The sequence below is a fragment of the Ahrensia sp. R2A130 genome, assembly GCF_000179775.1.
Lineage (GTDB): Bacteria > Pseudomonadota > Alphaproteobacteria > Rhizobiales > Rhizobiaceae > Pseudahrensia.
This window is the reverse complement of sequence record NZ_AEEB01000005.1, coordinates 207,429-232,053: the sequence shown is the minus strand read 5'-3', so window position 1 is coordinate 232,053 and position 24,625 is coordinate 207,429. Positions and strand designations below refer to the sequence as shown.

The 24,625-nt window shown below is 56.3% G+C and carries 22 protein-coding genes; 11 read left to right on the top strand and 11 right to left on the bottom strand.

The window, feature by feature from the left end; all coding sequences use genetic code 11:
• Positions 1-195: 195 nt before the first annotated feature.
• The 5 genes from dnaQ to R2A130_RS07375 form a co-directional block, all read right to left on the bottom strand.
• Positions 196-945, bottom strand: coding sequence for a DNA polymerase III subunit epsilon (gene dnaQ, locus R2A130_RS07395; protein ID WP_009464407.1), 750 nt, complete (start codon positions 943-945; stop codon positions 196-198).
• Position 946: 1 nt separating this feature from the next.
• A complete protein-coding gene (gene coaE, locus R2A130_RS07390) occupies positions 947-1,570 on the bottom strand; it encodes a dephospho-CoA kinase (protein ID WP_009464406.1) in 624 nt (207 codons plus the stop codon).
• Positions 1,567-2,403 (bottom strand): shikimate dehydrogenase, encoded by an 837-nt coding sequence (locus R2A130_RS07385; protein ID WP_009464405.1) that lies wholly within the window; start codon positions 2,401-2,403, stop codon positions 1,567-1,569. The genes coaE and R2A130_RS07385 overlap by 4 nt, the downstream gene beginning before the upstream one ends.
• Entirely contained in the window at positions 2,396-2,992 is a 597-nt protein-coding gene (locus R2A130_RS07380; RefSeq protein ID WP_009464404.1) for a Maf-like protein, read from the bottom strand. Before R2A130_RS07380 ends, R2A130_RS07385 begins: the two co-directional genes overlap by 8 nt.
• Before the next feature lie 79 nt (positions 2,993-3,071).
• Positions 3,072-3,929: a pyruvate, water dikinase regulatory protein gene (locus R2A130_RS07375; RefSeq protein WP_009464403.1), complete on the bottom strand. Its 858-nt coding sequence runs from the start codon at positions 3,927-3,929 to the stop codon at positions 3,072-3,074.
• Positions 3,930-4,425: 496 nt separating this feature from the next.
• On the opposite strand from R2A130_RS07375, the gene hemE reads away from it, so the two are divergent.
• From hemE to R2A130_RS07335, 8 genes are all read left to right on the top strand, one after another.
• Positions 4,426-5,454: a uroporphyrinogen decarboxylase gene (hemE, locus tag R2A130_RS07370; RefSeq protein ID WP_009464402.1), complete on the top strand. Its 1,029-nt coding sequence runs from the start codon at positions 4,426-4,428 to the stop codon at positions 5,452-5,454.
• A gap of 18 nt (positions 5,455-5,472) precedes the next feature.
• Positions 5,473-5,907 (top strand): protoporphyrinogen oxidase HemJ, encoded by a 435-nt coding sequence (hemJ, locus tag R2A130_RS07365; protein WP_009464401.1) that lies wholly within the window; start codon positions 5,473-5,475, stop codon positions 5,905-5,907.
• A gap of 235 nt (positions 5,908-6,142) precedes the next feature.
• Positions 6,143-7,408, top strand: coding sequence for a transcription termination factor Rho (gene rho, locus R2A130_RS07360; RefSeq protein WP_009464400.1), 1,266 nt, complete (start codon positions 6,143-6,145; stop codon positions 7,406-7,408).
• A 66-nt stretch (positions 7,409-7,474) separates the two neighbouring features.
• Positions 7,475-8,764, top strand: a complete 1,290-nt coding sequence (mnmE, locus tag R2A130_RS07355; RefSeq protein WP_009464399.1) for a tRNA uridine-5-carboxymethylaminomethyl(34) synthesis GTPase MnmE — start codon at positions 7,475-7,477, stop codon at positions 8,762-8,764.
• A gap of 69 nt (positions 8,765-8,833) precedes the next feature.
• Positions 8,834-10,711 (top strand): tRNA uridine-5-carboxymethylaminomethyl(34) synthesis enzyme MnmG, encoded by a 1,878-nt coding sequence (gene mnmG / locus R2A130_RS07350; RefSeq protein WP_009464398.1) that lies wholly within the window; start codon positions 8,834-8,836, stop codon positions 10,709-10,711.
• Positions 10,711-11,349, top strand: coding sequence for a 16S rRNA (guanine(527)-N(7))-methyltransferase RsmG (gene rsmG / locus R2A130_RS07345; RefSeq protein ID WP_009464397.1), 639 nt, complete (start codon positions 10,711-10,713; stop codon positions 11,347-11,349). Before mnmG ends, rsmG begins: the two co-directional genes overlap by 1 nt.
• A gap of 111 nt (positions 11,350-11,460) precedes the next feature.
• Positions 11,461-12,282, top strand: a complete 822-nt coding sequence (locus R2A130_RS07340) for a ParA family protein (RefSeq protein ID WP_009464396.1) — start codon at positions 11,461-11,463, stop codon at positions 12,280-12,282.
• 25 nt (positions 12,283-12,307) lie between these two features.
• On the top strand, positions 12,308-13,231 hold the full coding sequence (locus tag R2A130_RS07335) for a ParB/RepB/Spo0J family partition protein (protein WP_009464395.1): 924 nt from the start codon (positions 12,308-12,310) through the stop codon (positions 13,229-13,231).
• 1 nt (position 13,232) lies between these two features.
• Here R2A130_RS07335 and holA read toward each other — a convergent pair whose 3' ends face one another.
• The 3 genes from holA to leuS are packed head-to-tail and all read right to left on the bottom strand — an operon-like array spanning position 13,233 to position 17,482.
• Positions 13,233-14,285 carry a DNA polymerase III subunit delta gene (gene holA / locus R2A130_RS07330; RefSeq protein ID WP_009464394.1) on the bottom strand — a complete coding sequence of 351 codons (1,053 nt, stop codon included), beginning with the start codon at positions 14,283-14,285 and terminating at the stop codon, positions 13,233-13,235.
• 19 nt (positions 14,286-14,304) lie between these two features.
• A complete protein-coding gene (gene lptE / locus R2A130_RS07325; protein ID WP_009464393.1) occupies positions 14,305-14,832 on the bottom strand; it encodes an LPS assembly lipoprotein LptE in 528 nt (175 codons plus the stop codon).
• Positions 14,819-17,482: a leucine--tRNA ligase gene (gene leuS, locus R2A130_RS07320; protein WP_009464392.1), complete on the bottom strand. Its 2,664-nt coding sequence runs from the start codon at positions 17,480-17,482 to the stop codon at positions 14,819-14,821. The genes lptE and leuS overlap by 14 nt, the downstream gene beginning before the upstream one ends.
• Before the next feature lie 72 nt (positions 17,483-17,554).
• On the opposite strand from leuS, the gene R2A130_RS07315 reads away from it, so the two are divergent.
• Positions 17,555-18,265 carry a YggS family pyridoxal phosphate-dependent enzyme gene (locus tag R2A130_RS07315; protein WP_371179389.1) on the top strand — a complete coding sequence of 237 codons (711 nt, stop codon included), beginning with the start codon at positions 17,555-17,557 and terminating at the stop codon, positions 18,263-18,265.
• 90 nt (positions 18,266-18,355) lie between these two features.
• Positions 18,356-19,063, top strand: a complete 708-nt coding sequence (locus R2A130_RS07310) for an alpha/beta hydrolase (RefSeq protein ID WP_198008662.1) — start codon at positions 18,356-18,358, stop codon at positions 19,061-19,063.
• Here R2A130_RS07310 and R2A130_RS07305 read toward each other — a convergent pair.
• Positions 19,060-19,497, bottom strand: coding sequence for a hypothetical protein (locus R2A130_RS07305; protein ID WP_198008661.1), 438 nt, complete (start codon positions 19,495-19,497; stop codon positions 19,060-19,062). The two genes, R2A130_RS07310 and R2A130_RS07305, sit on opposite strands and share 4 nt — an antisense overlap.
• A 163-nt stretch (positions 19,498-19,660) precedes the next feature.
• On the opposite strand from R2A130_RS07305, the gene R2A130_RS07300 reads away from it, so the two are divergent.
• Entirely contained in the window at positions 19,661-20,695 is a 1,035-nt protein-coding gene (locus tag R2A130_RS07300) for an aspartate-semialdehyde dehydrogenase (protein WP_009464387.1), read from the top strand.
• 80 nt (positions 20,696-20,775) lie between these two features.
• On the opposite strand, the gene R2A130_RS07295 is transcribed toward R2A130_RS07300, so the two are convergent.
• Complete coding sequence (locus tag R2A130_RS07295; protein WP_009464386.1) at positions 20,776-22,800, bottom strand: heme biosynthesis protein HemY; 2,025 nt, start codon at positions 22,798-22,800, stop codon at positions 20,776-20,778.
• A 52-nt stretch (positions 22,801-22,852) separates the two neighbouring features.
• A complete protein-coding gene (locus R2A130_RS07290) occupies positions 22,853-24,574 on the bottom strand; it encodes a COG4223 family protein (protein WP_009464385.1) in 1,722 nt (573 codons plus the stop codon).
• Positions 24,575-24,625 lie beyond the last annotated feature (51 nt).

Below are 24,625 nucleotides of genomic sequence, written 5' to 3'. Positions count from 1 at the left end.
TTGTCATCCCCGCGCAGGCGGGGACCCACTCATCAACGAGTTCCACGGTTTCGACAAAACAGCGATGCCTCGCAACCATACTTCACTATCGACACGTCATCTGGCAGGGAAGTGGGTCCCCGCCTGCGCGGGGATGACAATGGTGTGGGGGCTATTGTGGCGAAGCTGAAATGCGACCGCCCTTAGAACTTGAGGTTAAGCCTCGCCTTCCGTCTCCACCTCCGCCAATGGCTTCAGATATTGGTTCCACAGAGCGCCCTTGCCGATCTTCGCGCGCATGGCGTTGTGACGCTCGCGTTCTTCGGGAGTGAGCTCGTACACCATTGCTGACGGGCGTTGGGGCTGTGGTGGATGTTGGGTCTGGCGTCGGTTGCGGGGGTCGGCGCGTTGGGCGTCGGTTTCGGCTTCATCGTCAAAGCCCATTTTTACCTGCGCGCCGCCCATCAACTCGATGAAAACTTCGGCCAGCAAGCGGGCATCCAGCAGTGCGCCATGCAACACGCGGTTGGCGCGGGAGATGTTGAAACGGTCGCACAACATATCGAGGCTGACGCGGGCACCGGGAAATTTTTTGCGGGCAGCCTGCACGGTATCAAGCACGAGTTCCGGGTCGCATGGTGGCAGATTCATGCGGGCATATTCGGCATTGAGAAAACCGATATCGAAGGGCGCGTTGTGGGCAACCAACATGGCATCACCACAAAAATCGATGAAACTTTGTCCAACGGCTTCAAAGCGCGGTTCGTCTGCCAATCGCTCCATAGTGATGCCGTGAACGCGCAAGGCATCAGGGTGAATTTCGCGATCGCCGGGATGAATGTATTGGTGGAACGTGCGGCCTGTCGGTATGAGATCCTTCATCTCCACAGCGCCGATCTCGATAACACGGTCGCCGTCTTTGGCGGACAGACCCGTGGTTTCCGTATCGAAAATGATGGCGTGCATATCAGGCGTCTTTCTGTTGGGCGGTCAGCTTAGCGATAAGGTCGGCAACCGCCTGTCGGGCATGGTCCATACCGAGGCCGGTGTCGATAATGGTGTCGGCACGTTCACGCTTTTTCGCATCGGGCATCTGGCGGGCGAGCAGTGAACCAAAGACTTCCGGCGTCATGCCCGGCCGGGCCATGACCCGGTCGCGCTGAATGTCGGGATCGCAAGTCACGACGATGATATGATCGGCGCTGGCAGCGCCGCCCATCTCGAACAGCAACGGACTGTCGAGGATGGCGAGGGGCAATCTCTCCGCTTCGATTCGGGCACGAAACGCGAGTTCCCGCTCTCTAACGAGCGGATGGATCACAGCTTCCAGCCGCTTCATCTCCGCCTCGTTGCCCACCACGCGCTCGCGTAAAATGTTGCGGTCGATTGCGCCATCGATTGTAACGCCGGGAAAGGCAGCTTCCATGGGGGCGACCGCTTCGCCAGCGTAGAGGTCGTGCACGGTTGCGTCGGCGTCATAGACCGGAATTCCAGCATCACGGAACATTTGTGCGGTGGTGGATTTGCCCATGCCTATGGAACCGGTGAGGCCAGCAAAGATCGGTGTCGATGCGCTTGTCGCCTCGGTCATTTCATCGTGGCCAGGACGGTTTCGCGAATCCGGTTGGTGACGGTGGGGCGAATGCCGAACCAGCGCTCGAAACCGGGAACGGCCTGATAGAGCAACATGCCAAGACCGTCGACCGTGGGTTGGCCAGCAGCTTTCGCGGCCAGCAGAAGTGGCGTCATCAGCGGCGTGTAAACGGCGTCTGTCACCAACGTGCTGCGCGGGAAAAGAGCCGGGTCGATGGGCATGCCTTCGCCCCCCATACCGAGGGATGTCGTGTTGACGATGAGGCCATAATCGCCACCTTTGGACGCCTCATCGATCGATATAGTGTCACAAGGCCCGCCGAATTCTTCGGCAATGGCCTCTCCACGCGCGACAGTTCGATTCGCAACCGTAACCCGCTGGAATCCACGGTCGGCCAAACCCATGACTATGGCCCGTGAGGCACCACCAGCGCCCAGCACTAGAGCGCCAGCGCGCAATCTTGCAGGTGCGTCCCAGCCGGGGTGACGGTCGTCGAGATTGGCCAGGAAACCTTCGCCGTCGGTGTTGGTGCCGAGCAGACGGTCGCCTTCCATCCACACCGTGTTGATCGCACCGAGGCGGCGGGCTGTGTCGTCCACCTCATCCACCAGTTCTAGCGCAGTTTCCTTATGAGGCAGCGTAATGTTGCCGCCGACAAATTCACCGGCGCGAATGCGATTGAAGAACGCGAGCAGATTTTCCGGCGATACGTCGTGCGCAATATAGGTGCCTTCGAGTGCATGATGCTGGAGCCACATGCCGTGAACTAGAGGTGATCGTGAGTGGCTTATCGGATGACCGATGACGAAGGCTCTTTTGGTTTCAGCCATCAATCGCGCCCTCCCGACGTAGCGTTGCAAGAAGGGGCAGCAGGGGCAGTCCAACTATCGAGAAAAGATCGCCTTCGATCTCGTCGAACAGCTGCGCGCCGAGACTTTCGATCTGATAAGCGCCGACGCTGGACAAAACCGCTTTGCCCGCGGCCGCCAGATGTCGACCGATAAAGGCGGGGTCCAATTCGCGCATTGTCATGGCGCAGGGGGTGACGTGCCGCCAGACCGTTTCGCCATCGCGGGCAAGCACCACAGCAGAATGCAGCATATGGGTTTTGCCAGAAAGGGCGAGCAGACGGCGGCGGGCTTCTTCCATATTCGCCGGCTTGTGCATCACCTCACCGTCGAGCGACAGAATTTGGTCGCAGCCGATGACCAGCGCGCCGGGTTCGCGCTCCGACACATCGACGGCCTTGGCCTCGGCCAGAATTTCAGCCCGATCCTCCGGCAGCACATCAGCTTCATCAAGCGGCGCTTCGATAGCGCGTTCATCCAGTGTGGACGGGACTTGGCGGGTTTCGACACCAGCATCAGCCAATATTTTTGCGCGATGAATGGAACGGGAGGCAAGGACAATATCGGCCATGAAAAAACGGCTCCGAATAAGATTAGCAGGCGTGATTTGCGCCCTTATTAAAGAGCCAACCCGTTCGCTGGAAGGCGGTTCACTTGTTTGCTGATAAAAGTGAGAGAATAGCCGCCGATGTTTCTTCGACCGACCGGCGTGACACGTCGATCATCGGCCAGCCGTTGGATTGGCACAGCCGCCGCGTCCAGGCGAGTTCTTCCTGAATGGATGCGCGGTCGACATAAATGTCGCCTTCGGTATCGCGGTCATAGGCACGAAGCCGGTTTTCGCGCACTTGCAAAATGCGCTCCACGGAAGCGACCAGCGCCACGACTTTTGCCTTTTTCAACCGGGTAATCTGCTCCGGCAATTCCATACCCGGCACCATGGGAATGTTCACGCAGCGGACGCCGCGCTGGCCAAGATAAATCGAAGTCGGTGTTTTCGACGTGCGGCTGATACCGATGAGAATGACGTCAGCACTGTCGAGATCATCTGGCAGATTTCCGTCATCATGCGCCATGGCGTAGCGGATACCGTCGAGGCGGGAAAAATAAGTTTCGTCCAACACATGTTGCGCGCCGGAAGTACCGGTCCTCGTGTCACCGAGAAAAGCATCGAACATGCCGATGACGGGTGCCAGCAGATTGAGCGCGGGAACTGCAAGCGACTTGCACCGTTCTACAAGGCGGGTCTCCAACGCTTCATCGATCATGGTGTAGAGAACGAGGCCGGGCTGATCGTCGAGACCGGCGAGCGCTTCGTCCAACTGTTCCTCGTTTCGCACCAGCGGGGTGACGTGCTCCACCGCCTGCCAGTTGGGGTATTGCGCGGCGGCTGCACGGGCGGCGGTGGTCAATGTTTCGCCGGTGGAGTCCGAGATAAGATGGAGATGGAAGAATGCTTTCGGCTCAACCCGTTTCGACCGTCCTGGTATCCAATTTCGTAACGCCATGTGGTGTCTGCCATTCGTTGTCCCGACTATCGGCAAACTGTGGACGACGGTGGACAAAAGGGAAAGCTGGAGGATCAGGGGCAATTCATGCCCGTTGGCTGAAAATCCGTCCCCAAATTGGACAGAGGTTAAGGCTTTGTTCACCTGTTCACAGGCGTGGGGACAGATTGGCGATATCCACAATAGCGCCGTGAATATGAATACCGGGGCTTCGAGGGGAAAGCCCACGAAAGACGGCCTACCAGCACTTTTTCCCCGATGCTTTGCACAGGTGGAGAAAACCGTTTACGTCCGACACAACGAACGTCCAGTGAGTTGGACAGTTGTGGGAAACAGACAACTCCCACAATCCACAGAGTCAAATAAGAATCATATTACAGTGACATCCAAAACCTGTTGAAGACCCAATGCTGGAACGCAGCATTTACAGGTCTTTCATCGTGCCAGCCGTCAGGCTGAAAGGCAGGGAAAGGGTAAGCGAGGGGAATTGCAGAGCATGGTCGAGAAACATGAACGCGCGGTAATGCGGGTAATGGCAGGTGAAACGCTGGAGCGACCTCCCATCTGGATGATGCGCCAGGCGGGAAGGTATCTGCCGGAATATAAAGCCACGCGGAAACAGGCCGGTGGTTTTCTCGATCTTTGTTATAATCCTGAACTTGCCATCGAGGTGACGCTACAGCCGATCCGCCGGTTTGGTTTTGACGCAGCGATCCTGTTTTCCGATATTCTCGTCATTCCTGATGCGCTTGGGATGGATGTGCGCTTTGAGGAAGGCCGTGGGCCAATCCTCAAGCCGGTTGATCTCGCTCACATCGATCGTTTGACCCCGGAAGGCACGTTGGAGCACTTGGCGCCGGTTTTGGAGACGGTTAAGGGGCTTCGTTCGCAACTGCCCTCTGAAACGACGCTGCTGGGCTTCTGTGGTGCGCCATGGACGGTTGCGACCTATATGATTGCCGGTCACGGAACGCCCGATCAAGGCCCTGCCCGCCAATTCTCGCTCAATCATCCTGAAGCCTTTGCAAAGATGATGGATGTGTTGGTGGAAGCGTCTGCCGCTTACCTGGTCGCGCAACTGAAAGCCGGTGCTGATGCAGTCCAGATTTTTGACAGTTGGGCTTCCGTGCTCGATGAAGCGCAGTTCCAGCTTTGGTGCGTTGAGCCTGTGAAAGCGGTGATCGCAAAAGTTCGTGCTGAAGTGCCGGATGCCAAGATTATCGGTTTTCCTAAAGGTGTGGGCGCTTTCTATGCAGATTACGCTGCGCAGACCGGTATCGATATGCTGGGCCTTGATTGGACCATCCCGTTCAGCTTCGCCAAAGAGCTTCAGAAAAAGACGCCCGTTCAGGGTAATCTCGATCCCAATCGTCTGATTGCCGGTGGCTCTGCTCTTGATGAAGGTGTCGATGCCATTCTGGAAAATCTCAGTGATGGCCCATTGGTCTTTAATCTTGGTCACGGCATTACGCCGCTGACAGAAATCGCCCATGTCGAGCAGATGATCGCCCGCGTACGCGGCTAAAGTTCAGGAGCCGCAACTATGTTTGACGATCTCGCCCTATGGATAAAAAGCCTGCACATCATTTCGGTGATCGCATGGATGGCGGCGCTGCTCTATCTGCCCCGGCTGTTCATCTACCACTGCGAGGCGGAAGCAGGGTCGGACAAATCTGAAACGTTCAAAGTGATGGAACGGCGGCTTATCAAAGCGATCGGGACACCATCCATGTTGGCGACCTGGATTTTCGGTATCTGGGTGGCAAGTTCCTACGGCTATTGGGGCGAACCCTGGTTGTGGGTGAAACTTGCTTGCGTGCTGGCGATGACCGTCATTCATTTCCGTTATGCCGGGGATGTGAAAGCCTTTGCCGAAGACCGCAATGAGCGGTCGCAGAAGCATTATCGCATCATGAACGAAGTTCCGGCAGTTTTGATGATCGTGGTTGTTATCATGGTGGTCGTGAAACCATTCTAGCTCCTTCATTGCGCCACCCATGTTTGGCGCTTGTGGAATCACCGCAAGCGGACTATCTGTCACGCAAGAGCTGGAAGTGCTGACCGCCTGAACCGCATCGCGGAGATGGTTCCCACCTTTCAACAGCATGGTGACGCGGGGTTTTCCGTTTCATCCCGGTGATCCACCGGCCGGCCTTTTCCCATGACCATTCATGCGCTGTTCGCTGCGCTGGATATTGCTGTGAGCCGAGATTATGGACCAGATGAAGCTTTCCGATCTAAAGGAAAAGACTCCGAAGGATCTGCTATCCTTTGCCGAGGAAATGGAAGTCGTGAACGCATCGACCCTGCGTAAGCAGGAGTTGATGTTCGCCATTCTCAAACAGCTTGCGGAACGCGACGTCGAGATCATTGGTCAAGGTGTCGTTGAGGTTCTGCAAGACGGTTTTGCGTTCCTCCGTTCTCCCGGCGCGAACTATCTACCAGGTCCCGATGACATCTATGTTTCCCCATCGCAGTTGAAGAAATTTGCGCTGCGGACCGGTGATACCGTGGAAGGCCCGATCCGTAGCCCGCAAGAAGGCGAGCGCTACTTTGCACTTCTGATGGTGAACTCGATCAATTTCGACGAGCCTGAAAAAGTGAAACATAAGGTTCATTTCGACAACCTCACACCGCTCTATCCGGAAGAGCGCTACGTGATGGAAATCGATGATCCGGAAGCGAAAGACCTTTCCGGTCGTGTCATCGACCTCGTAGCTCCCATTGGTAAGGGCCAGCGCGGTCTGATCGTCGCGCCGCCACGTACGGGTAAGACTGTGTTGTTGCAGAATGTCGCAAAATCAATCTCGGCTAACCATCCTGAATCCTATCTTCTGGTGCTTTTGATTGATGAACGTCCTGAAGAGGTGACCGATATGCAGCGGTCAGTGAAGGGAGAGGTGATCTCCTCGACCTTCGACGAACCGGCCACGCGTCACGTGCAAGTAGCTGAAATGGTTATTGAAAAGGCCAAGCGTCTCGCTGAACACGGTCGTGATGTTGTGATCCTACTGGACTCAATCACCCGTTTGGGTCGCGCCTACAACACGACCGTTCCCTCATCCGGCAAAGTTTTGACCGGCGGTGTGGATGCTAATGCGCTGCAACGTCCAAAACGGTTCTTCGGTGCTGCCCGTAACATCGAAGAAGGCGGGTCGTTGACGATCATAGCAACTGCTCTGATCGATACCGGTAGCCGCATGGACGAAGTGATTTTTGAAGAATTCAAAGGGACGGGTAACTCGGAAATCGTTCTGGACCGTAAGGTTGCTGACAAGCGCACATATCCTGCCATGGACATTCTCAAGTCCGGTACGCGTAAGGAGGATCTGCTTATCGAGAAAGCTGATCTCCAGAAGATCTTTGTGCTTCGCCGTATCCTGTCCTCTATGGGTAATACGGATGCCATCGAGTTTCTGATCGATAAATTGAAGCAGACGAAGAACAACGCGGAATTTTTCGATTCCATGAACACCTAGGTTTTATCGAGTCACATCCGAAAGGATTCGGACTCGATCTGGCCTTTGAAGGAAGGTTGGGTTGTCATGGATACGATTTTCGCTCTGTCTTCCGGTTCGTTGCCCAGCGGGGTGGCGGTCATTCGTCTGTCTGGGCCCGGTGCACTTACAACCGTGAAAGCGCTCACCGGTAGGTCACTGCAACCAAGGAAAGCCACGTTGTGCCGCCTGTCGAGCGATGATGGCCGAGTCTTGGACGAAGCTCTGGTCCTAACATTCCCGGAACCAGCGAGTTTCACTGGTGAGGATTGTGCTGAGCTTCATTGTCATGGTGGGTGTGCCACCGTTGATGCTGTCCTCACCGAGTTGGTGACATTCGACGATTTGCGCCCTGCGGAGCCTGGAGAGTTTTCCCGCCGTGCATTTGCAAATGGCAAGCTGGATCTGACCCAAGCTGAAGGGCTCTCTGACCTTATCGTGGCCCAAACCGAGTCACAGCGTCTGCTTGCTTTGGAACAAATGCAGGGCGGATTGCGCGAACTTTACGAGGGGTGGCGGAAAGATTTGATCCGGGTTCGTGCGTTCTTCGAAGCGAGCATCGACTTCTCTGACGAGGGCGATGTGCCTGATGAAGCTGCTGCAGAGCTATGGAATGAGGTTGCTGCGATAAGAACTGCGATTGATAATCATCTTGACGACAATAGGAGCGGAGAAATCATTCGCGACGGGTTCCGTGTTGCTCTCATTGGTCCTCCTAACGCAGGGAAATCCAGTCTTCTCAATGCTTTAGCGAAACGGGATATTGCCATCGTCGACGATGAAGCGGGTACTACTCGTGATGTTTTGGAGACCGTTATTGATTTGGGTGGCCACATGGTCCGCCTCTTTGATACCGCCGGAATGAGAAATACCGAGAACCGTGTAGAACAAGAAGGGATCCGTCGTGCTGAAAAGACGGCGGATGCAGCGGATCTTGTTCTATGGTTACAACCGAGTACTGACCTATTGGTCTCGCCGGAAACAGTGCCTTCCAACGCCATGATTGTTCGCTCAAAAGCTGATCTAGAAAATGTGGATGGTTTGTCGTTCTCGGTGATGTCAGATGATGCTCTGCAACCATTGTTGGATCTTCTATGGCAACGGCTTAATCATGCGGTTGCGCAGAGAGAACATGTTAGCCTCTCTCGAGCCCGGCATAGGGCGGCTTTGTTGGATTGCGTGGCTCAATTGAATGAGGCGCTGAATAGACAAACTGATGACATCATACGGTGTGAATACCTACGAGTTGCCAGTGAGGCACTGGCGCGTATAACCGGTCGCACCGATGTTGAAGATTTACTCGATGTTATTTTCTCCGAATTTTGTGTCGGTAAATGATTCACGTGAAACATTGCAGCACCACTAATCCCACAGCCTGTGTTTCACGTGAAACAGATGGAAACTCGAATGACAGATGAGAAATCTTTTGATGTTGTTGTCATAGGCGGTGGCCATGCCGGTACGGAAGCGGCCAGTGCTAGTGCTCGGATGGGTGCGAAGACAGCGCTTGTAACGCTTTCCGCTGATGGAATTGGCACGATGTCCTGCAATCCTGCCATTGGTGGATTGGGCAAGGGACACTTGGTCCGCGAAATTGATGCTTTAGACGGTTTGATGGGTCGCGTCGCTGATGCATCCGGTATTCAGTTTCGAATGCTAAACCGGCGCAAAGGTCCTGCTGTTCGTGGCCCACGCACGCAATCTGATCGGAAACTCTACAAAATCGCTATGGCCGATGAAACGGCCTCGCAGAATAATCTTGCGATTATAGAAGGTGAAGTTATTGATATTGTTCCGTATTCAGATGGACGAGTATCAGGAGTTCAACTGGCAGACGGAACGTTTATACGATGCGGTGCGGTTGTGCTCACCACAGGCACATTCCTGAACGGCCTTATTCATATTGGCGAAAAGACAGTGCCCGCAGGCCGAATGGGTGAGAAACCTTCCATCGCTTTGGCAAACCGACTTCGCTCTTTGGAATTGCCATTAGGGCGTTTGAAAACAGGCACACCGGCGCGTCTAGATGGGCGCACAATCGATTGGGCGTCGTTGGAGATGCAAGAAGCTGATGATCCGCCGGTCCCATTCTCGACTCTTACGGATAGAATAATTGTACCACAGGTCGCCTGCGGCATCACCAGAACGACGCCCGCTACCCACGCGATAATTCGCGACAACGTTCACCGTTCGGCGATGTATTCTGGCCAAATTGGCGGTGTAGGGCCGCGATACTGTCCTTCTGTGGAAGATAAAATCGTCAAATTCGGCGAACGTGATGGCCATCAAATTTTCTTGGAACCAGAGGGTTTAGACGATCATACGGTCTATCCCAATGGAATCTCGACATCTTTGCCTGAAGAGGTTCAATCGGAATTCATCGCGACTATTCCAGGTCTGGAGCAGGCGAAAATTCTGCAACCGGGCTATGCTATCGAATACGATTATGTTGATCCTCGCGCTCTACGTCCGAGCCTGGAAATCCGCGCAATGCAGGGCCTTTATCTTGCGGGACAGATCAATGGTACCACTGGATACGAGGAAGCCGGTGCTCAAGGCCTTGTAGCTGGTCTTAATGCGGCGCGACAGGTTGCTGGTATGGAGCCTGTTCATTTCAGCCGCAGCGAATCTTATATCGGCGTGATGTTGGATGATCTGGTTACGCGCGGTGTTAGTGAACCGTACCGCATGTTCACATCGCGGGCGGAGTATCGATTGAGCTTGCGCGCTGATAATGCGGATCAGAGGCTGACGCCGAAAGCTATTGAACTCGGTATATGTTCCGCGACGCGCCAGGCAACATTCACCAGCAAGCTAACCGAGCTTGATGCAGCCCGTAACCTCTGTGGTTCTGTATCGCTAACCCCGTCTGAAGCTACTGCGCACGGTCTTAAGATCACTCAGGATGGTGTACGGCGGGATGCCACCGATCTGTTGGCCTATAGTGAAGTCTCGATGGAGATTTTGAGTAATATCTGGCCTGAACTTGCAAGCCTAGATCCTGCAATCGCTGAACAGGTAGAGATTGAAGCGGGGTACGCGGTCTATATGGCGCGACAGAAACGCGACATTGATGCCGTTCTGCGAGATGAAGCGTTGTCGATCCCAGACCAGTTCGATTTTGCGGCGATTGGCGGAATGTCGAACGAAGCACGATCGAAACTTGTGAGCGTTCGGCCTTCATCTATTGGGCAGGCGTCTAGAATTGATGGCATGACCCCTGCGGCGACCACATTGCTTCTGGCGGCTGTCAGGCGCTTCGAACAGGCCAGGAAGGTGTCGTGATGTCATTGGCTTTGGGAACTCAAGAAATCCTCAGTGGTGTTTCACGTGAAACAGCGGAGCGGTTGCAGGTTTATCATGACCTGTTGGTGAAATGGCAAAAACAGATCAATCTTGTTTCGCCTTCTACCATTCCTGATGCTTGGCAACGTCATTTTTTGGACAGTATGCAGATCGCGCCTCTGATTACCGGCGGTACAAGCCTTGTGGACTTCGGCAGCGGCGCGGGCTTTCCGGGTCTGGTGCTGGCGATTATGAATGTAGACGGTCCGCTGACCAATGTGCATTTGGTGGAAAGCAACGGCAAGAAAGCTGCGTTTCTGCGGGCTGTGCTTCGTGATATAGGTCTTGCTAAAACGGGTATGACCGTGACGGTTCACAACGAGAGGGTTGAGGTCGTTTCAACTACAATGCCAGCGCCTGACTGGATCACTGCGCGAGCGCTATCAAGTCTTAGCGAATTGTTAACCATGTCTGCGCCGCTTTGGGGTGCACCAACGCGGGCAATCTTTCCCAAGGGGAGAGAGCATAAAGCGGAGATCACTCAAGCTGAGGCAAGCCACAATTTCTCTTATGCTGTCCATGATAGTCGCAGTGGCGACGGCAGTGTTCTCGTCGAAATTACCGAATTTAGCCATTAAACACCTCAGAAACACTCGACAATTTCCCCGCTCTGCGGGATGGATGACCTTGCTATCCCGTGCGCTCACAAACCGAGCGCAGGGCGAGATGATCGCTGAAAGACCATAGATATGAGCATCAATTCAGATATCAGGCCGCGGGTGATTGCCTTGGCAAACCAGAAGGGCGGAGTGGGCAAAACCACGACCGCTATCAATCTGGCCACCGCCTTGGCCGCGATCGGCGAAGAGGTCTTGCTCATCGACCTTGACCCGCAGGGCAATGCAAGCACGGGTTTGGGCATCGGCCGTGATGAACGCGACATCTCGGCTTACGACCTCATGGACGGTAGTGCGACGCTGAAGCAAGCCGTACAACCCACGGCTGTACCTCAGCTCTCCATCGTTCCGGCTACGCTGGATTTGCTTGGCGTGGAAACAGAAATCGCAGGTGCCACTGATCGGATGTTCCGGCTGAAAAAAGCTGTGGCAGGCCATCTGGGTCGCAACCCTGACTTCACATATATTCTGATTGATTGCCCGCCATCATTGAACCTGTTGACGCTCAACGCTTTGGCGGCTGCCAACGGTGTTCTGGTGCCGTTGCAGACGGAGTTCTTCGCGTTGGAGGGTCTCAGTCAATTGCTATCTACCGTCGACCAGGTGCGGCAAACGCTAAACAATCAGCTCTCGATCCAAGGTATTGTTCTCACCATGTATGACAAGCGAAATGGCTTGGCGAAGCAGGTGATGGAAGATGTGCGCGAAAACATGGGCGATCTCGTCTATGACACTGTCATTCCACGTAACGTGCGGGTTTCCGAAGCGCCCTCGTTCGGGAAACCGGTACTGCTTTACGATATGAAGTGTGCCGGTAGTCAGGCCTATTTGAAGCTCGCGTCGCAGGTTATCCAGCGCGAAAAACTGCACAACAAGCGCCGGGCCGAAGCCTAGCACCCGAAACAGGAAAGGGCTTCCAATGGCTCAAGAACCAAAACCAAGGCTTGGCCGCGGGCTTGCAGCCCTTATTGGCGATATGGATTCGCCAGCGTCCAATCAGGCCGGCTCGGTAACTAGTGAAGCACCCGCTGCGCCTGTGATGGCTGACACGCACGTTGCTATTGAGAAAATTCGGGCCAATCCCAACAACCCGCGCCGCACATTTTCTGAATCTGATCTGGACGATTTGTCCCGATCACTCAAAGAGCATGGTCTCCTGCAACCCCTGTTGGTTCGTCACACGTCTGGCGATCCGGATCATGATTACGAGCTCATCGCCGGTGAACGCCGTTGGAGAGCTTCGCAACGCGCTGGTTTGCACAGCGTGCCGATCGTTGTTCGCGATGTTGATGACCGGCAAGCGCTTGAACTGGCCATTATTGAAAACGTGCAGCGTGCCGATCTTAATCCGGTTGAAGAGGCGCAGGGCTATGAGCAGTTGATGGATGACCACAGCTACACGCAAAACGATCTTGCCCAGACCATCGGTAAAAGCCGCAGCCACGTGGCCAACACGTTGCGCTTGTTGAAGCTTACTGCCCCTGTGCGTGCATTGCTGGTGGAAGGCGCGTTGAGCGCAGGTCATGCTAGAGCATTGATAACGCTGGATAATCCTGAAGAAATTGCACAGCGAATAGTGAAAGACGGACTGTCGGTTCGCCAAGTCGAGCAGATTGTTGCCGATGCTAACGATTCGCAGCCGGTATCGTCTGCAACTCCTAAGGAAACTAATCCGCGATACGACGATGCTAATTCCCGCGCTTTGGAGCGTACCTTATCCGATGCACTGGGTATGAACGTGAAGCTGACACACCGTGCCAGCGGCAAAGGACGTTTGGTCATCGACTATAAGTCGTTGGAACAGCTGGATGAACTGGAGCTTAGGCTGACGCGCTCAAAGTGATTTAGTTCAAACGCGATAGCCGCTGTGCTTGGCGTGTGATCGCAAGCAACATGGTCATAAGCAGGGGCTGTTCAAGCGCAGCATTGCTGCGGCACTCCAGCAAGACCGCATCCAGCCGACGGGACGTCTTCTCAAGATCGGGCCCGGACCACAGCCGCAGCGCGCGGACGACGGCATCTTTCCGCTGAAAGTTGATTGGGGGGCGTAAGCCGCCGATGATACTGCCAGCATCCTGACGCGAAGAGGCCATCCGTGCACGTGCCATGTGCAGCATTTGGAAATGGCGCAGGCAGGCGTTGATGATGAGAAATGGCGCGGTGCCTTGGGCCAGCAATCGCTTTGTTGTCTTTTCCATCTTGGCCATATCGCCGGTGGCCGCCGCATCGACCACGCTATCAATGGCGAGAGATGCTGCGTCACCTACGATAGTGGACACATGGTCCATGGTAATCTCACGGTCTTCCCCCGTGTAGAGCAGCAACTTGTCAATCTCGCCCCGAGACGCCAGACGGTCGCCGCCCAATAGATCGACCAAGGCGCGCGCTGTTTCACGGTCTATGGTTTTACCAGCCTGTTGAACCATGTCGGCTACCAATTGAGAGACCGCCGCACCGCCATCTGCGTAACAGGGAACGGCAAGGGCGTGGGGCGACTTTTCGATTCGGCTCCGCAATGCAGCGGTTTTCTTCAAGTCGCCGGTCTCGATAATGACGACTGCGTCTTCAGGGGGGAGGGCGAGGAGCGGCTCAACAGCCTTCAAAAGGTTCTTACGCGTGGTGCCGCGCACCCAGATCAGGCGTTTACCGCCAAACATAGACACGGTGTGGGCCTCGTCGGCCAATCGTGACGGGTCCGATGCCGCGTCATCAGCGTCCAGACGCACGGTGGCAAAGGCGTCTTCCATATCCGCGCCGCTGGATTTTGCTATGCGGCTTGCGCGCTCAAAAGCCAGGCCATGGTCCGGCCCATAAATGAGGTAGAGCGCGTGATCGGGACCGGATTTCTCCATTGCCGCAATCCGGCGATCAGCCTCTGATGCCTTCAGTTGCGCCATAAATATGCGCCGCCCAAGATCAGCTACCGGACAGTTGTTGACCGAGGGCTAGGCGGATCTGCTCGGCAACCTCTTTCGCTGCGCGGTTCTCGGCATCACGCTCCGCCCGCTCGTTGGCGAAGCTCTGGGTGGTGCGGTCATAGGCTGCAAAGGTGCGGCGGTTGCCCTGGGCGACGACGCGGTTGGTCGCGATTTCCGTCGCCGTGTATGATGCGCTTACAACGACACGCGCTGATGTTGGCGCGAGACTGCTGGACTGGATGGACAAAGCAGATGCTGTGGCCGTGACGCCCAGTTTTACCTGATAGCGCGGTGGCACATTGTTGTTGCCGCCATGCAGCGCGAAAAGAAGCTCGTTACGCACCTGCTGCGCCACGCGGGTGTTTACCTCGGCGACCGATGTTGCCAACAGATTATCGGAGACAATTCCGGAACCAACGGTTGTGCGTGCGCCGCGCAACGGCTCTACCGTGCAACCGGCGACGAGCAAAACTGCCAACAAGGCGGTAAAACCCACCGGTGCGCGAGAGCGCTTAAACGACCACATTGACGATCCTTCCAGGCACCACAACGACCTTGCGTGGAGGCTTACCAGACAATGCGCTCTGCACAAAGTCGAGAGCGAGCACAGTCGCTTCGGCATCTTCCTTGGATGCGTCTGCGGGGAGTTCGACATCACCGCGTTTCTTACCGTTGATTTGCACGGGCAGAGTGACGGTGTCTTCGGCCAACAGATCGGCATCGAAGTCAGGCCATGGCGTATCGCCAACCATCGTGTCGTGGCCCAGCGCTACCCAGCACTCTTCGGCAAGGTGGGGCATCATCGGCGCGATCATTTGCAGCGTGATGGTTATGCCTTCACCCAGTGCTTGGCTTGAGACGGAGTTATCATCGACAGCTTTTTCCAGCGCGTTCACCAGCGTGTAGATCTGAGCGACCGCCGCGTTGTTGCGCAATGCAGGAATCATCGTGTCCACGTTGGCGAGCGTTTTGTGGGTGATCTTGCGAAGCGTGAGTGATGCGTCGTCAGTGCCGGGGCGATCAGCGCCTTCCGCCACGCGATGCACCAGACGCCAGAGGCGTTGAACGAAACGGTGGGCGCCCTGAACGCCAGCATCTGTCCAGATCACATCGCGGTCCGGTGGTGAGTCGGACAGCACGAACCAGCGGGCGGTGTCCGCGCCATAAGTGGCGATGATTTCGTCGGGGTCCACGGTGTTGCGCTTGGACTTCGACATCTTCTCGATTGGACCGACGTTTACTCTAATGCGGTCATGATCATGGTCTTCTGTTTTCACCACCCACAATTCTTTGTCTTTATTGCTGAGACTAGAGCTGTCTAAACCTATGGCCTCAAAGGACGTGTTGGCTACTTGCTTACCGTTCACGTTATTAGTGGTCACATCTAGGGGAACTACCCAGCTGCCATCGGCTGCCTTATAGGTTTCGTGGACGACCATGCCTTGCGTGAACAAGCCTTTGAAGGGTTCGGCAACGGCGAGGTGGCCTGTCTTCTGCATCGCGCGGGCGAAGAAGCGGGAATAGAGCAGGTGCAAAATCGCGTGTTCGATGCCGCCGATATATTGATCTACAGGCAGCCAGCAATTCGTGGCCGTAACATTGGTCGGCGTGCTGGCGGTGGGGTCCGCAAAGCGGGCGTAGTACCACGATGAGTCCACGAAGGTGTCCATCGTGTCCGTTTCACGCAGAGCCGCGCCACCACAAGACGGGCAGGTCGTGTTGCGCCATGTTGGGTGGCGGTCCAGCGGGTTGCCGGGAATGTCGAAGGTGACGTCGTCGGGTAGCTCGACCGGTAGATTCTCTTTCTTTTCAGGCACGACGCCACAGGTCTCGCAATGGACGACAGGGATCGGGCAACCCCAATAGCGCTGGCGGGAAATGCCCCAGTCGCGCAGGCGAAACTGCGTCTTGGCGGTGCCGAGGCTTTTCTTTTCCGCCCAGTCGATCGTCTGCTCCACAGCGTCTTCGCCGGTGGCCTTTTCGATACCGGCGGGCTGGTTCACCCAATCCACCATCTCTGTTTTTGGCGGCACGAAGGCGGCGTTGGCGACCGGGGTGTGATTGTCCGGCGCAAAGAACGTGTCGATGACGGGCAGGCCGTATTTGCGGGCGAAGTCGAGATCGCGCTGGTCGTGGGCCGGACAGGCGAAGATCGCACCGGTGCCGTAGTCCATCAACACGAAGTTCGCCACATAGACGGGAAGCGTCTCGCCTTCATAAAGCGGATGTTTCACGTGAATCCCTGTGTCGAAGCCCTGCTTCTCGGCGGTCTCCAATTCTTCTGCGCTCGTACCGGACTTGCGAACATCCACGGAGAATTTGGCGAGTGCTGGACTATCGGCAGCAAGTTGCACGGCCAGTGGATGTTCCGGCGCAAGCGCGATGAAGCTGGCACCGGCCAATGTGTCGGGGCGAGTGGTGTAGATCTCGATGCCGGTGTGATCGCCAGCGGGCTCGGTCAACTCGAAGGTCATTTCGAGACCGCGTGAGCGACCGATCCAGTTGGCCTGCATCAGCTTCACCCGGGCGGGCCAGCCGTCGAGCGTGTCGAGGCTGTCGAGCAGGTCTTCGGAATAGTCGGAGATCTTGAAGAACCATTGCGTCAGGTCGCGCTGTTCGACCTCTGCACCGGAGCGCCAGCCCTTGCCGTCGATCACCTGTTCGTTGGCGAGCACGGTCATGTCCACAGGGTCCCAGTTCACGCGGGCGTTCTTGCGCGTCACCAGATCGGCATCGAGGAAGTCGAGGAACAAGGACTGCTGCTGCGCGTAATATTCAGGGTCACAGGTGGCGAATTCGCGGGACCAGTCCAGCGACAGGCCGAGCGATTTCAACTGCGAGCGCATCGACGCGATGTTATCGTAGGTCCAGCCCTTGGGGTGGGTCTTGTTCTGCATCGCCGCGTTTTCTGCAGGCATGCCGAAAGCATCCCAACCCATGGGGTGCAGCACTTCGAAACCCTTGGCGCGTTTGTAGCGCGCGATTACATCGCCCATCGCGTAGTTGCGAACGTGGCCCATATGGATGCGACCGGATGGGTAGGGGAACATCTCCAGCACGTAATAGGTCTGTGCGTCCGGGTCCGGTTCGCTTTTGGCCTCGAACAGCTTGGCGTCGTCCCAGCGGGCCTGCCATTTGTGTTCGACGTCTGCGGGTGAATAGCGCTCGCTTGCCATGATGCTTGTCTTCATGTGAGGGGTGCGGAAATAGTTGCACGGAAATGGTTTATCATCTGTGCAATACGGGGGATGGCCCGAATGCCACCAGCCGTCAACCGAGAGGGTGTTTGCGCGATGCGAAAGCAAATTGATCAAGTGCTTGAAGCCGTCGATGTGGCGTGCCGGAAGGTCGAGCGCCGAGGCGAAGATGTGACGTTGATCGCGGTGTCGAAAACCTTCGACGCCGACGCTATCTGCCCCGCGCTGGAGGCGGGCCACCGCGTGTTCGGTGAAAACCGCGTGCAGGAAAGCCAGGGCAAATGGCCTGAATTGCGGGCTGAATTTTCGGACGTGGAACTGCATCTCATCGGGCCACTGCAATCCAACAAGTCGGCCGATGCTGTCGAATTGTTTGACGTCATTCATACGGTCGACCGAGAGAAGATTGCCAAGGCACTGGCTGGTGAGATGAAGAAGCAGGGTAAGACGCCAAAACTTTTCGTTCAGGTGAACACCGGTGAAGAGCCGCAGAAGGCCGGTATCGCCCCGAAAGAGGCGGTGGCTTTCGTGCAACGCTGCCGTGATGAGCATGGGCTGGAGATCGAAGGCCTGATGTGCATTCCACCGGCTGATGAAAACCCCGGTCCGCATTTCGAATTGCTGCGGAAGTTGGCCGACGAGGCGGACGTGAACGGATTGTCCATGGGCATGTCGGGCGATTACCAGGTCGCAGTTCAATTCGGTGCAACCCATGTGCGTGTTGGTAGTGCGATTTTCGGTGTTCGGGATTATCCGGCCTAAGTGATGGGTCGTTTCATCCGGACGAGCCTTACGTTCGCCGCGACCTTCTATCTAGGTTTCTTGGGCCTTCTTTGGTTGATGCAAGACAGAATGATTTTTCCGGCTCCTCTGGAAGTCGGCCCTGCAGTTTCGGTTTCCGGCTTCGAACTGTTTCCCATTACGACAGCGGACGGTGAACGTCTAAACGCCTACCATCATCCGGCGGAAGACGGTGAGCCTACGATCATCGTGTTTCATGGCAACGGCAGCACAGCCAGCCGGATGATCGGGCATGGCAAAGCGCTGGCTGATGAGGAGTACGGTGTCCTACTGGCCGAATACCGTGGCTACGCCGGAAGCACAGGCATGCCATCGCAGACTGCGCTCGTGGAAGATGCCGTGCTGATTTACGATTTGCTGCGCCAGGCCAACGATGAACCCATTGCAGTTTGGGGCCACTCTCTTGGTGCAGCCGTTGCCGTGCAGCTGGCTGACCAGAGGTCAGTGGCTGCGCTGGTGCTGGAGTCTCCGTTCGACTCGGTCCTGTCTATGGCGCAACAACAGTTCTGGTGGTTGCCGGTGTCGTATCTGTTGCAGCATCCGTTTCAATCCGATGCCGTTATCGGAAATGTCGAAGCGCCCATTCTCATCATGCACGGCGATCATGACAGTGTTGTTCCGCTGGAAGCGGGCAAACGACTTCACTTGGCTGCGCCATTGACGGCACGGTTCCAACTTATCGAAGGTGCCGGCCACAACAACGTCACCCGTATGGGCGGTATGGCGATTGGTTTAGAGTTTCTTGAAGGTGCGCTCTAGCCGATGAGATCAGCGGTACAGTCCCGTGTCTTTCCCTCTTCCCAAGCGCGGGCGTCCCATGCTGTCCCGCGGTCGCGTTGCAGGCGGGTGGCGATGTTGCCGGTGGAGTAGAAATCGAAGCAGTTTGCGCCGCGCTGCCAGACGTTGAAACATCCACCGCTGCGGGTTGGGTCGCCGTAATCGAAGCAGATGACGTTGCCCTGGAATGTCATGGTGCCGAGATCGGTTTGGCCACCTTCCTGATAGATCGTGTTACCGGAAACATCGAAACTTTCGCGCCACGCTGCACCGGAGGGATATTCGCCCTCGAAAATCTTGCCCACGAGAGCCGCCCTAATTTGCGTTTCACTCATGGGTCCGATGGTGACAGCGCCAACCGGCACGGCCAAGGTCATGGCTGCTGCAACTGCGATCGCACGCGCAATAAAAGCCAAATTCCAGTTTTGCTTTGACATTTCCGGTAGGCCCCTTAAACACCCGCCCATGATCACAAAGGCCGTCAAAACCAAGACCACCCTTTAACCCTTCCCTCCCGCGCTCTCCCGGGATGGAGAGGGCAACGCGCAGTCGCGTTCTAGGAGAGCAAGGAGAACGATCATGGGTTACACAATCGCAGTTGTTGGTGCCACGGGTAATGTGGGCCGCGAAGTGCTGTCCATTCTGGCCGAGCGGCAGTTTCCTGCCGACAAGGTGGTGGCGTTGGCTTCCCGCCGCAGCCAGGGCACCGAAGTCTCCTTCGGCGACAAAGTGCTGAAGGTGAAGACCCTCGACAACTACGATTTCTCCAACACCGACATCGCCATCATGTCCGCCGGTGGTTCTACATCACAGGAATGGTCTCCGAAGATCGGCAAGCAGGGCTGCGTCGTGATCGATAACTCATCGGCATTCCGCTACGACCCCGATGTGCCGTTGATCGTGCCGGAAGTGAACGCGGATGCGATCACCGGTTTCTCCAAGAAGAACATCATCGCCAACCCGAACTGCTCCACCGCGCAGCTGGTGGTGGCGCTGAAGCCTCTGCACGATCGTGCGCGTATCAAGCGCGTCGTCGTCTCCACCTACCAATCGGTCTCTGGCGGTGGCAAAGCGAAGATGGAAGAGCTGTTCGAGCAGACCCGCGCAGTGTTCGTGGCCGACCCTATCGAGGCGAAAGAATTCACCAAGCGCATCGCGTTCAACCTCATTCCCCATATCGATGCTTTCATGGACTCCGGCGATACGAAGGAAGAGTGGAAGATGATGGCCGAGACCAAGAAGATGCTCGATCCCAAGATCAAGCTCACCGCGACCTGTGTGCGTGTGCCGGTCTTCGTGTCCCATTCGGAATCGGTGAACATCGAATTTGAAGAAGAGCTGTCGGCTGATGAAGCGCGCAATATTTTGCGCGAGGCGCCAGGCTGTCTCGTGATCGATAAGCGCGAAGATGGCGGCTACGTCACGCCTTACGAAGCGGCGGGCGAAGACGCGACTTACATCTCGCGCATCCGCGATGATTCCACCGTCGATAATGGCATCAACATGTGGGTGGTTTCAGACAACCTGCGTAAAGGTGCAGCGCTCAACACCGTGCAGATCGCCGAGTTGCTGGTGAATCGCGGTCTGCTGAAAGAGCGTGCCGCTGCTGCTTAAGGAACGACATGGCTGAAACGAAAAAGGTCCCGCTGGCGGAAACCGGCGGGGCCTTTTTGATTCGGCAACGGAACTGAGCGTTAACCTCTGCCGAAAAGCCCGCGTTTGGGCGGAGTGTCGGTCTCGTCGATTCCCGGATCATCCGGGTGACGGTCAATTTTTCCGTCATTGTCCTCGTCGAGATTGCGCTGCTTGTAGGGTGACTCCGCCTTGCTATTCACTTTGTCATCTTCGCGCCTGTCCAAGGTAACGACCTCGATTTTCTCATCGCTTGTCTCTGCCAGTTTTGCCTTCACCTTCTCGGCGTCATTGGCTGCGACAGGAACTACCGCAACGTCGTCAGGTATGCCGTCACCATCTTCATCGACGATTTCGTCAGTGACCGAGCCAACGCCATCAATCTTCACCACGGACGGTTTTGGGGAGGGTGTTGGAGTAGCTTCAGGCGTTTCGGTTGCGTCGCTATCGGTGCTTACTACCTTGACCTCATGCGTCGCGTTTGAACCAGCGTCTTCAGTTTCTGCTGTCTTCTCGATGATCACTGCATCTTCTATTTCTTGATCGAGGGTGCTTTTGGTGGACGATGCCTCCACCTCGACGTCTTTCAGATCATGCTCGGTTGCAGACGTTGTGCCGGTTGCTGCGTCTTCCGCTCCATCAGAACCGGTTACAACAGCTGCGGTGGCTGCAGCTGCGGTGACAGTGACCACTTTCTTCGGTGAGATTGTCTTCATGCCGCTATCATCACCATCATTGTTACGGCCGGATTCCAACAGCGTCGCGTAGTCGACCGTCTTGTCGGACAGCGCCAACTGCTCGACAGGTTGTTTCCATTCGAAGGCGTTGATCTCGCCGGTTACTGGGGATGCGGGCATCCATTCTTCGGCGGCTACACCATCTGCGACCCAGGCTTTGTCGCGCGGTGCGTGGACGGCACGGGAAAGCCATTCGCGCACGCGGCCCATGTCCTCGTTTTGCGCTTCTTCAAGGTCTGCCATCAGCAGGCAGGCACGTTCTGTTGGTGTGATGCGGAAGGCTGCCTCCAGCGCGTCGCGGGCTGTTTCATACTCGCCTGCATCAATAGCCACCTGTGCGATGGCCAGTTGGCCGTCGATGCTGTTGGAGCGTTTGCCGTCCAACGTCTGCGCTCGTTTGAGGCGATCGAGCACCGAGTCGCCATTGCGCAGATGGATATAGGCGTCTGCGATTTCCGGGTGCGGTTCGGCTTTCCAGCTGGTCTCCAGAACCTTGGCGGCTTTGCGCATATCGTTCAGGCGCACAGACATGCGGGCAGCAACGACGGCGGCTGGCGCAAGCGTTGGTGCCAGTTTGTGAGCGGCCAGCGCGTGGCTGCGCGCTTTTTCCGGTGAGGCATCTTCCTCATCCATAGCAAGTGCCGTGAGGATCGCGGCTTTTCTGCCGTTATAGGCGTCTTTATCGTACACGCCGGCGGAGCGGTTGAGATCGAGCGTCTTGAGCGCCTCTTCCCAATTTTTGGTGGCTGTCTGGCTGCGCAGCATGGCTTGCGTGGCCCATGGTGTGCCCGGGTTGGCTTTGACAGCTTCGCGGGCAAAGTGGCCAGCAGCTTCGCCCTCGCCTTCTTTTTCCGCTTCAAGATAGAGACCGCGCAGGCCGAGGAGACGGGTTTCGTCTTTCTCCAGCATGGTGGTGTAGCAACGACGGGCGCAATCATGATCGTCTTCCAATAGCGCAGTCTGCGCGTCGAGGAGGGCGACGAGAGGCTCGTCATCAAGGTGTTTGGAGCACTCTTTAGTTAAGCGACGTGCCAGTGGCGCGTTGCCCGCATTTGCAGCCACCAAACCGCGTGACAGGGCTTCATAGCCTTTGTCGCGGCGGCGGCCTTCACGCCAACGACCGAAAGTTTTTGGCGATGTGAGAATGGCTGCAATGATCGACCACAACACGATGGCTGCAAACAACACCACTGCCAGCACAACGATTGCCACCAGTAGATCGACCGCCAGCGGCTCGCCGCCGTTCAGCCACGGCCATTGCAGGGTTATGGTGCCGGGATTATCGGCAAACCATGCAAAGCCCGCTGCGATGGCGAACAGGATAAGAAAGAAGACTGCGAGGCGTAGCATATGAAGATGCTCCAGTTGGCTTAATCAAAAGGCGGCGTAAGTGCTGCCGGTTCTACTGCGATGCAGTGTCGAGAAGATAGGCGGATACGGTTTTCGCGATCAGTGTGTCCGCAGTGGTGCGGGCTGACAAATCATCGTGCCAATCGCTTGATGCTTGCTGGCCAGCTTCAGGAAGCTGTTGCCACGCAGCTTGTGCGGCTGCTGAATCGTTGGCGGACATGGCGGTGGAAATCGCATTCACGCTGGCCAGCGGACCATCTGTCGCTCCAGCGGTTTGATCTGATTTCACCAGACTTTTCACGCCCTGCATCAGACGGGAGCGGATGTCTTCAGGTGGCTTGGGCGAAATAGCTGTGACGATTGCACCGGAAACCGATGATTCGAACTGTTGACGAAGCTGGGCGATGGTCGGCACCCCTTTGTCGGCATAAGCCGTCAGCGGTTCGAGTGCTGTTGTATCGGACGACACGGCTTTTAGATTGGCCAATGCTGCTGCAAACGGTCGGCCGCGATCAATATCGCTTTTCAGTGCGGCTGCAGCGACTGCCTGTGCCGCCTTGCGGTCCAGCCCGTTTTCGGCCGCAACACGCTCCTTCAATTCAGCCAGTGTGGAAACGCGGCCATCTACCGTGCTTGCAACTTCATCCATCCTTGTGGAGAGCGCAGTCAGCGTTTCGTCGAGTGAGGCTACGGTGGAAGCAAGTTCCTCCTGACCTGACAGGCTTTCCTGCACGGTTGAGATTTGACCACGCAATTCCTCCAGCGTAGAAGACGTTGTTTCCATGCTGCTGGTGAGCTGTGCCGAGGTTTCTTGCACCGAACCCTGCAATGCGGGCAGAACCGCTTGAAGGGCTGCGATTGCCTCTTGTCCTGCGGTATCCGCCGCAGGGGCTTGCGCGATGCTGGCGACCTGCTCGTCTAAGGCTGCGACCCGTTCCGTCAGGTTGGTAAGACCGGCATTTTCGCCAGCTTCACCTGAAGAGACTGCGGTTTGAACCTGTGACAGTGTTGAGCTGGTTTCCGCCAATGCCGTTTCGAGCGCGGTAATGCGTTCGCTGATGGCATCTGTAACAGACGTGTCGATAGGAGTGGGTGCTGACCCGTCACCCGTTGGTGCAGGTCGTTCTTCAAGCGCGGCAATCCGGCTTTCTAACGCACTGGTGTCTGCGCCTACTGCCTGTTCGCCGGTTCCTGCCGAAGCCGTTGCTTGAGCAGCGGTCAATTCTTCGCGCAGAGAAGCGATCTCGCCGGTCAATTCACTGCGGGTGCTGTCCAGCGCCTGCGTCGATGCGTAACTGGCTTCATCGGTGGTGCTTGAAGGCTGCAACAACCACGCGCCACCAAGGGCGATGCCGCCACCTAAGCAAGCGGCGACCAGCATTGAGCCGAAGCCTGCGCCGCCTTTGCCGTCATTGTTGTTTGCGGCCTTTGAAGGTGCGGGTTTCGTATCTTTCGGCGCAGCCTTGTCGGGTGTGTTGGTGGGCTTGCTGTCTGTCGAAGTTTTTGTCGCACTTGCGGGGGCGCTGGTTTTATCAGCGATCTTGTCAGCGGCAGCATCTTTTACCGCATCAACCTTGGTTGCGTTTTTCGCAGGCGCACTGCGGGCAGAAGAGCTGGCTTTCGGTACGGAACTGCGGCTGCGTGAAGCTGGCGCAGACTTTGTCTCTTCTTTGGAGCCTTCAGGCTGAGCGACCGTTTTCGCTTCAAGGTCGATGGTCACGGGTTTGCGCTTTGTCGATTTGGAAGCGCTTCCGGCTTTGGCGGGTTTCTTCATGTGGTTTTCGCTTTTCCTTCGGGACCGCACATCTGTGGCCGGGTTTAGAGG

What these genes read in the sequence shown, in the direction of transcription:
- rsmG (WP_009464397.1), top strand. Translation starts at nt 10,711, where the DNA reads ATGTCATTGGCTTTGGGAACTCAAGAAATCCTCAGTGGTGTTTCACGT.
- dnaQ (WP_009464407.1), bottom strand. Translation starts at nt 945, where the DNA reads ATGCACGCCATCATTTTCGATACGGAAACCACGGGTCTGTCCGCCAAA.
- R2A130_RS07310 (WP_198008662.1), top strand. Translation starts at nt 18,356, where the DNA reads ATGATTTTTCCGGCTCCTCTGGAAGTCGGCCCTGCAGTTTCGGTTTCC.
- R2A130_RS07315 (WP_371179389.1), top strand. Translation starts at nt 17,555, where the DNA reads ATGGCCCGAATGCCACCAGCCGTCAACCGAGAGGGTGTTTGCGCGATG.
- R2A130_RS07375 (WP_009464403.1), bottom strand. Translation starts at nt 3,929, where the DNA reads ATGGCGTTACGAAATTGGATACCAGGACGGTCGAAACGGGTTGAGCCG.
- R2A130_RS07300 (WP_009464387.1), top strand. Translation starts at nt 19,661, where the DNA reads ATGGGTTACACAATCGCAGTTGTTGGTGCCACGGGTAATGTGGGCCGC.
- rho (WP_009464400.1), top strand. Translation starts at nt 6,143, where the DNA reads ATGGACCAGATGAAGCTTTCCGATCTAAAGGAAAAGACTCCGAAGGAT.
- mnmE (WP_009464399.1), top strand. Translation starts at nt 7,475, where the DNA reads ATGGATACGATTTTCGCTCTGTCTTCCGGTTCGTTGCCCAGCGGGGTG.
- R2A130_RS07340 (WP_009464396.1), top strand. Translation starts at nt 11,461, where the DNA reads ATGAGCATCAATTCAGATATCAGGCCGCGGGTGATTGCCTTGGCAAAC.
- R2A130_RS07290 (WP_009464385.1), bottom strand. Translation starts at nt 24,574, where the DNA reads ATGAAGAAACCCGCCAAAGCCGGAAGCGCTTCCAAATCGACAAAGCGC.
- hemE (WP_009464402.1), top strand. Translation starts at nt 4,426, where the DNA reads ATGGTCGAGAAACATGAACGCGCGGTAATGCGGGTAATGGCAGGTGAA.
- leuS (WP_009464392.1), bottom strand. Translation starts at nt 17,482, where the DNA reads ATGGCAAGCGAGCGCTATTCACCCGCAGACGTCGAACACAAATGGCAG.
- R2A130_RS07380 (WP_009464404.1), bottom strand. Translation starts at nt 2,992, where the DNA reads ATGGCCGATATTGTCCTTGCCTCCCGTTCCATTCATCGCGCAAAAATA.
- R2A130_RS07335 (WP_009464395.1), top strand. Translation starts at nt 12,308, where the DNA reads ATGGCTCAAGAACCAAAACCAAGGCTTGGCCGCGGGCTTGCAGCCCTT.
- R2A130_RS07295 (WP_009464386.1), bottom strand. Translation starts at nt 22,800, where the DNA reads ATGCTACGCCTCGCAGTCTTCTTTCTTATCCTGTTCGCCATCGCAGCG.
- coaE (WP_009464406.1), bottom strand. Translation starts at nt 1,570, where the DNA reads ATGACCGAGGCGACAAGCGCATCGACACCGATCTTTGCTGGCCTCACC.
- mnmG (WP_009464398.1), top strand. Translation starts at nt 8,834, where the DNA reads ATGACAGATGAGAAATCTTTTGATGTTGTTGTCATAGGCGGTGGCCAT.
- R2A130_RS07385 (WP_009464405.1), bottom strand. Translation starts at nt 2,403, where the DNA reads ATGGCTGAAACCAAAAGAGCCTTCGTCATCGGTCATCCGATAAGCCAC.
- holA (WP_009464394.1), bottom strand. Translation starts at nt 14,285, where the DNA reads ATGGCGCAACTGAAGGCATCAGAGGCTGATCGCCGGATTGCGGCAATG.
- hemJ (WP_009464401.1), top strand. Translation starts at nt 5,473, where the DNA reads ATGTTTGACGATCTCGCCCTATGGATAAAAAGCCTGCACATCATTTCG.
- lptE (WP_009464393.1), bottom strand. Translation starts at nt 14,832, where the DNA reads ATGTGGTCGTTTAAGCGCTCTCGCGCACCGGTGGGTTTTACCGCCTTG.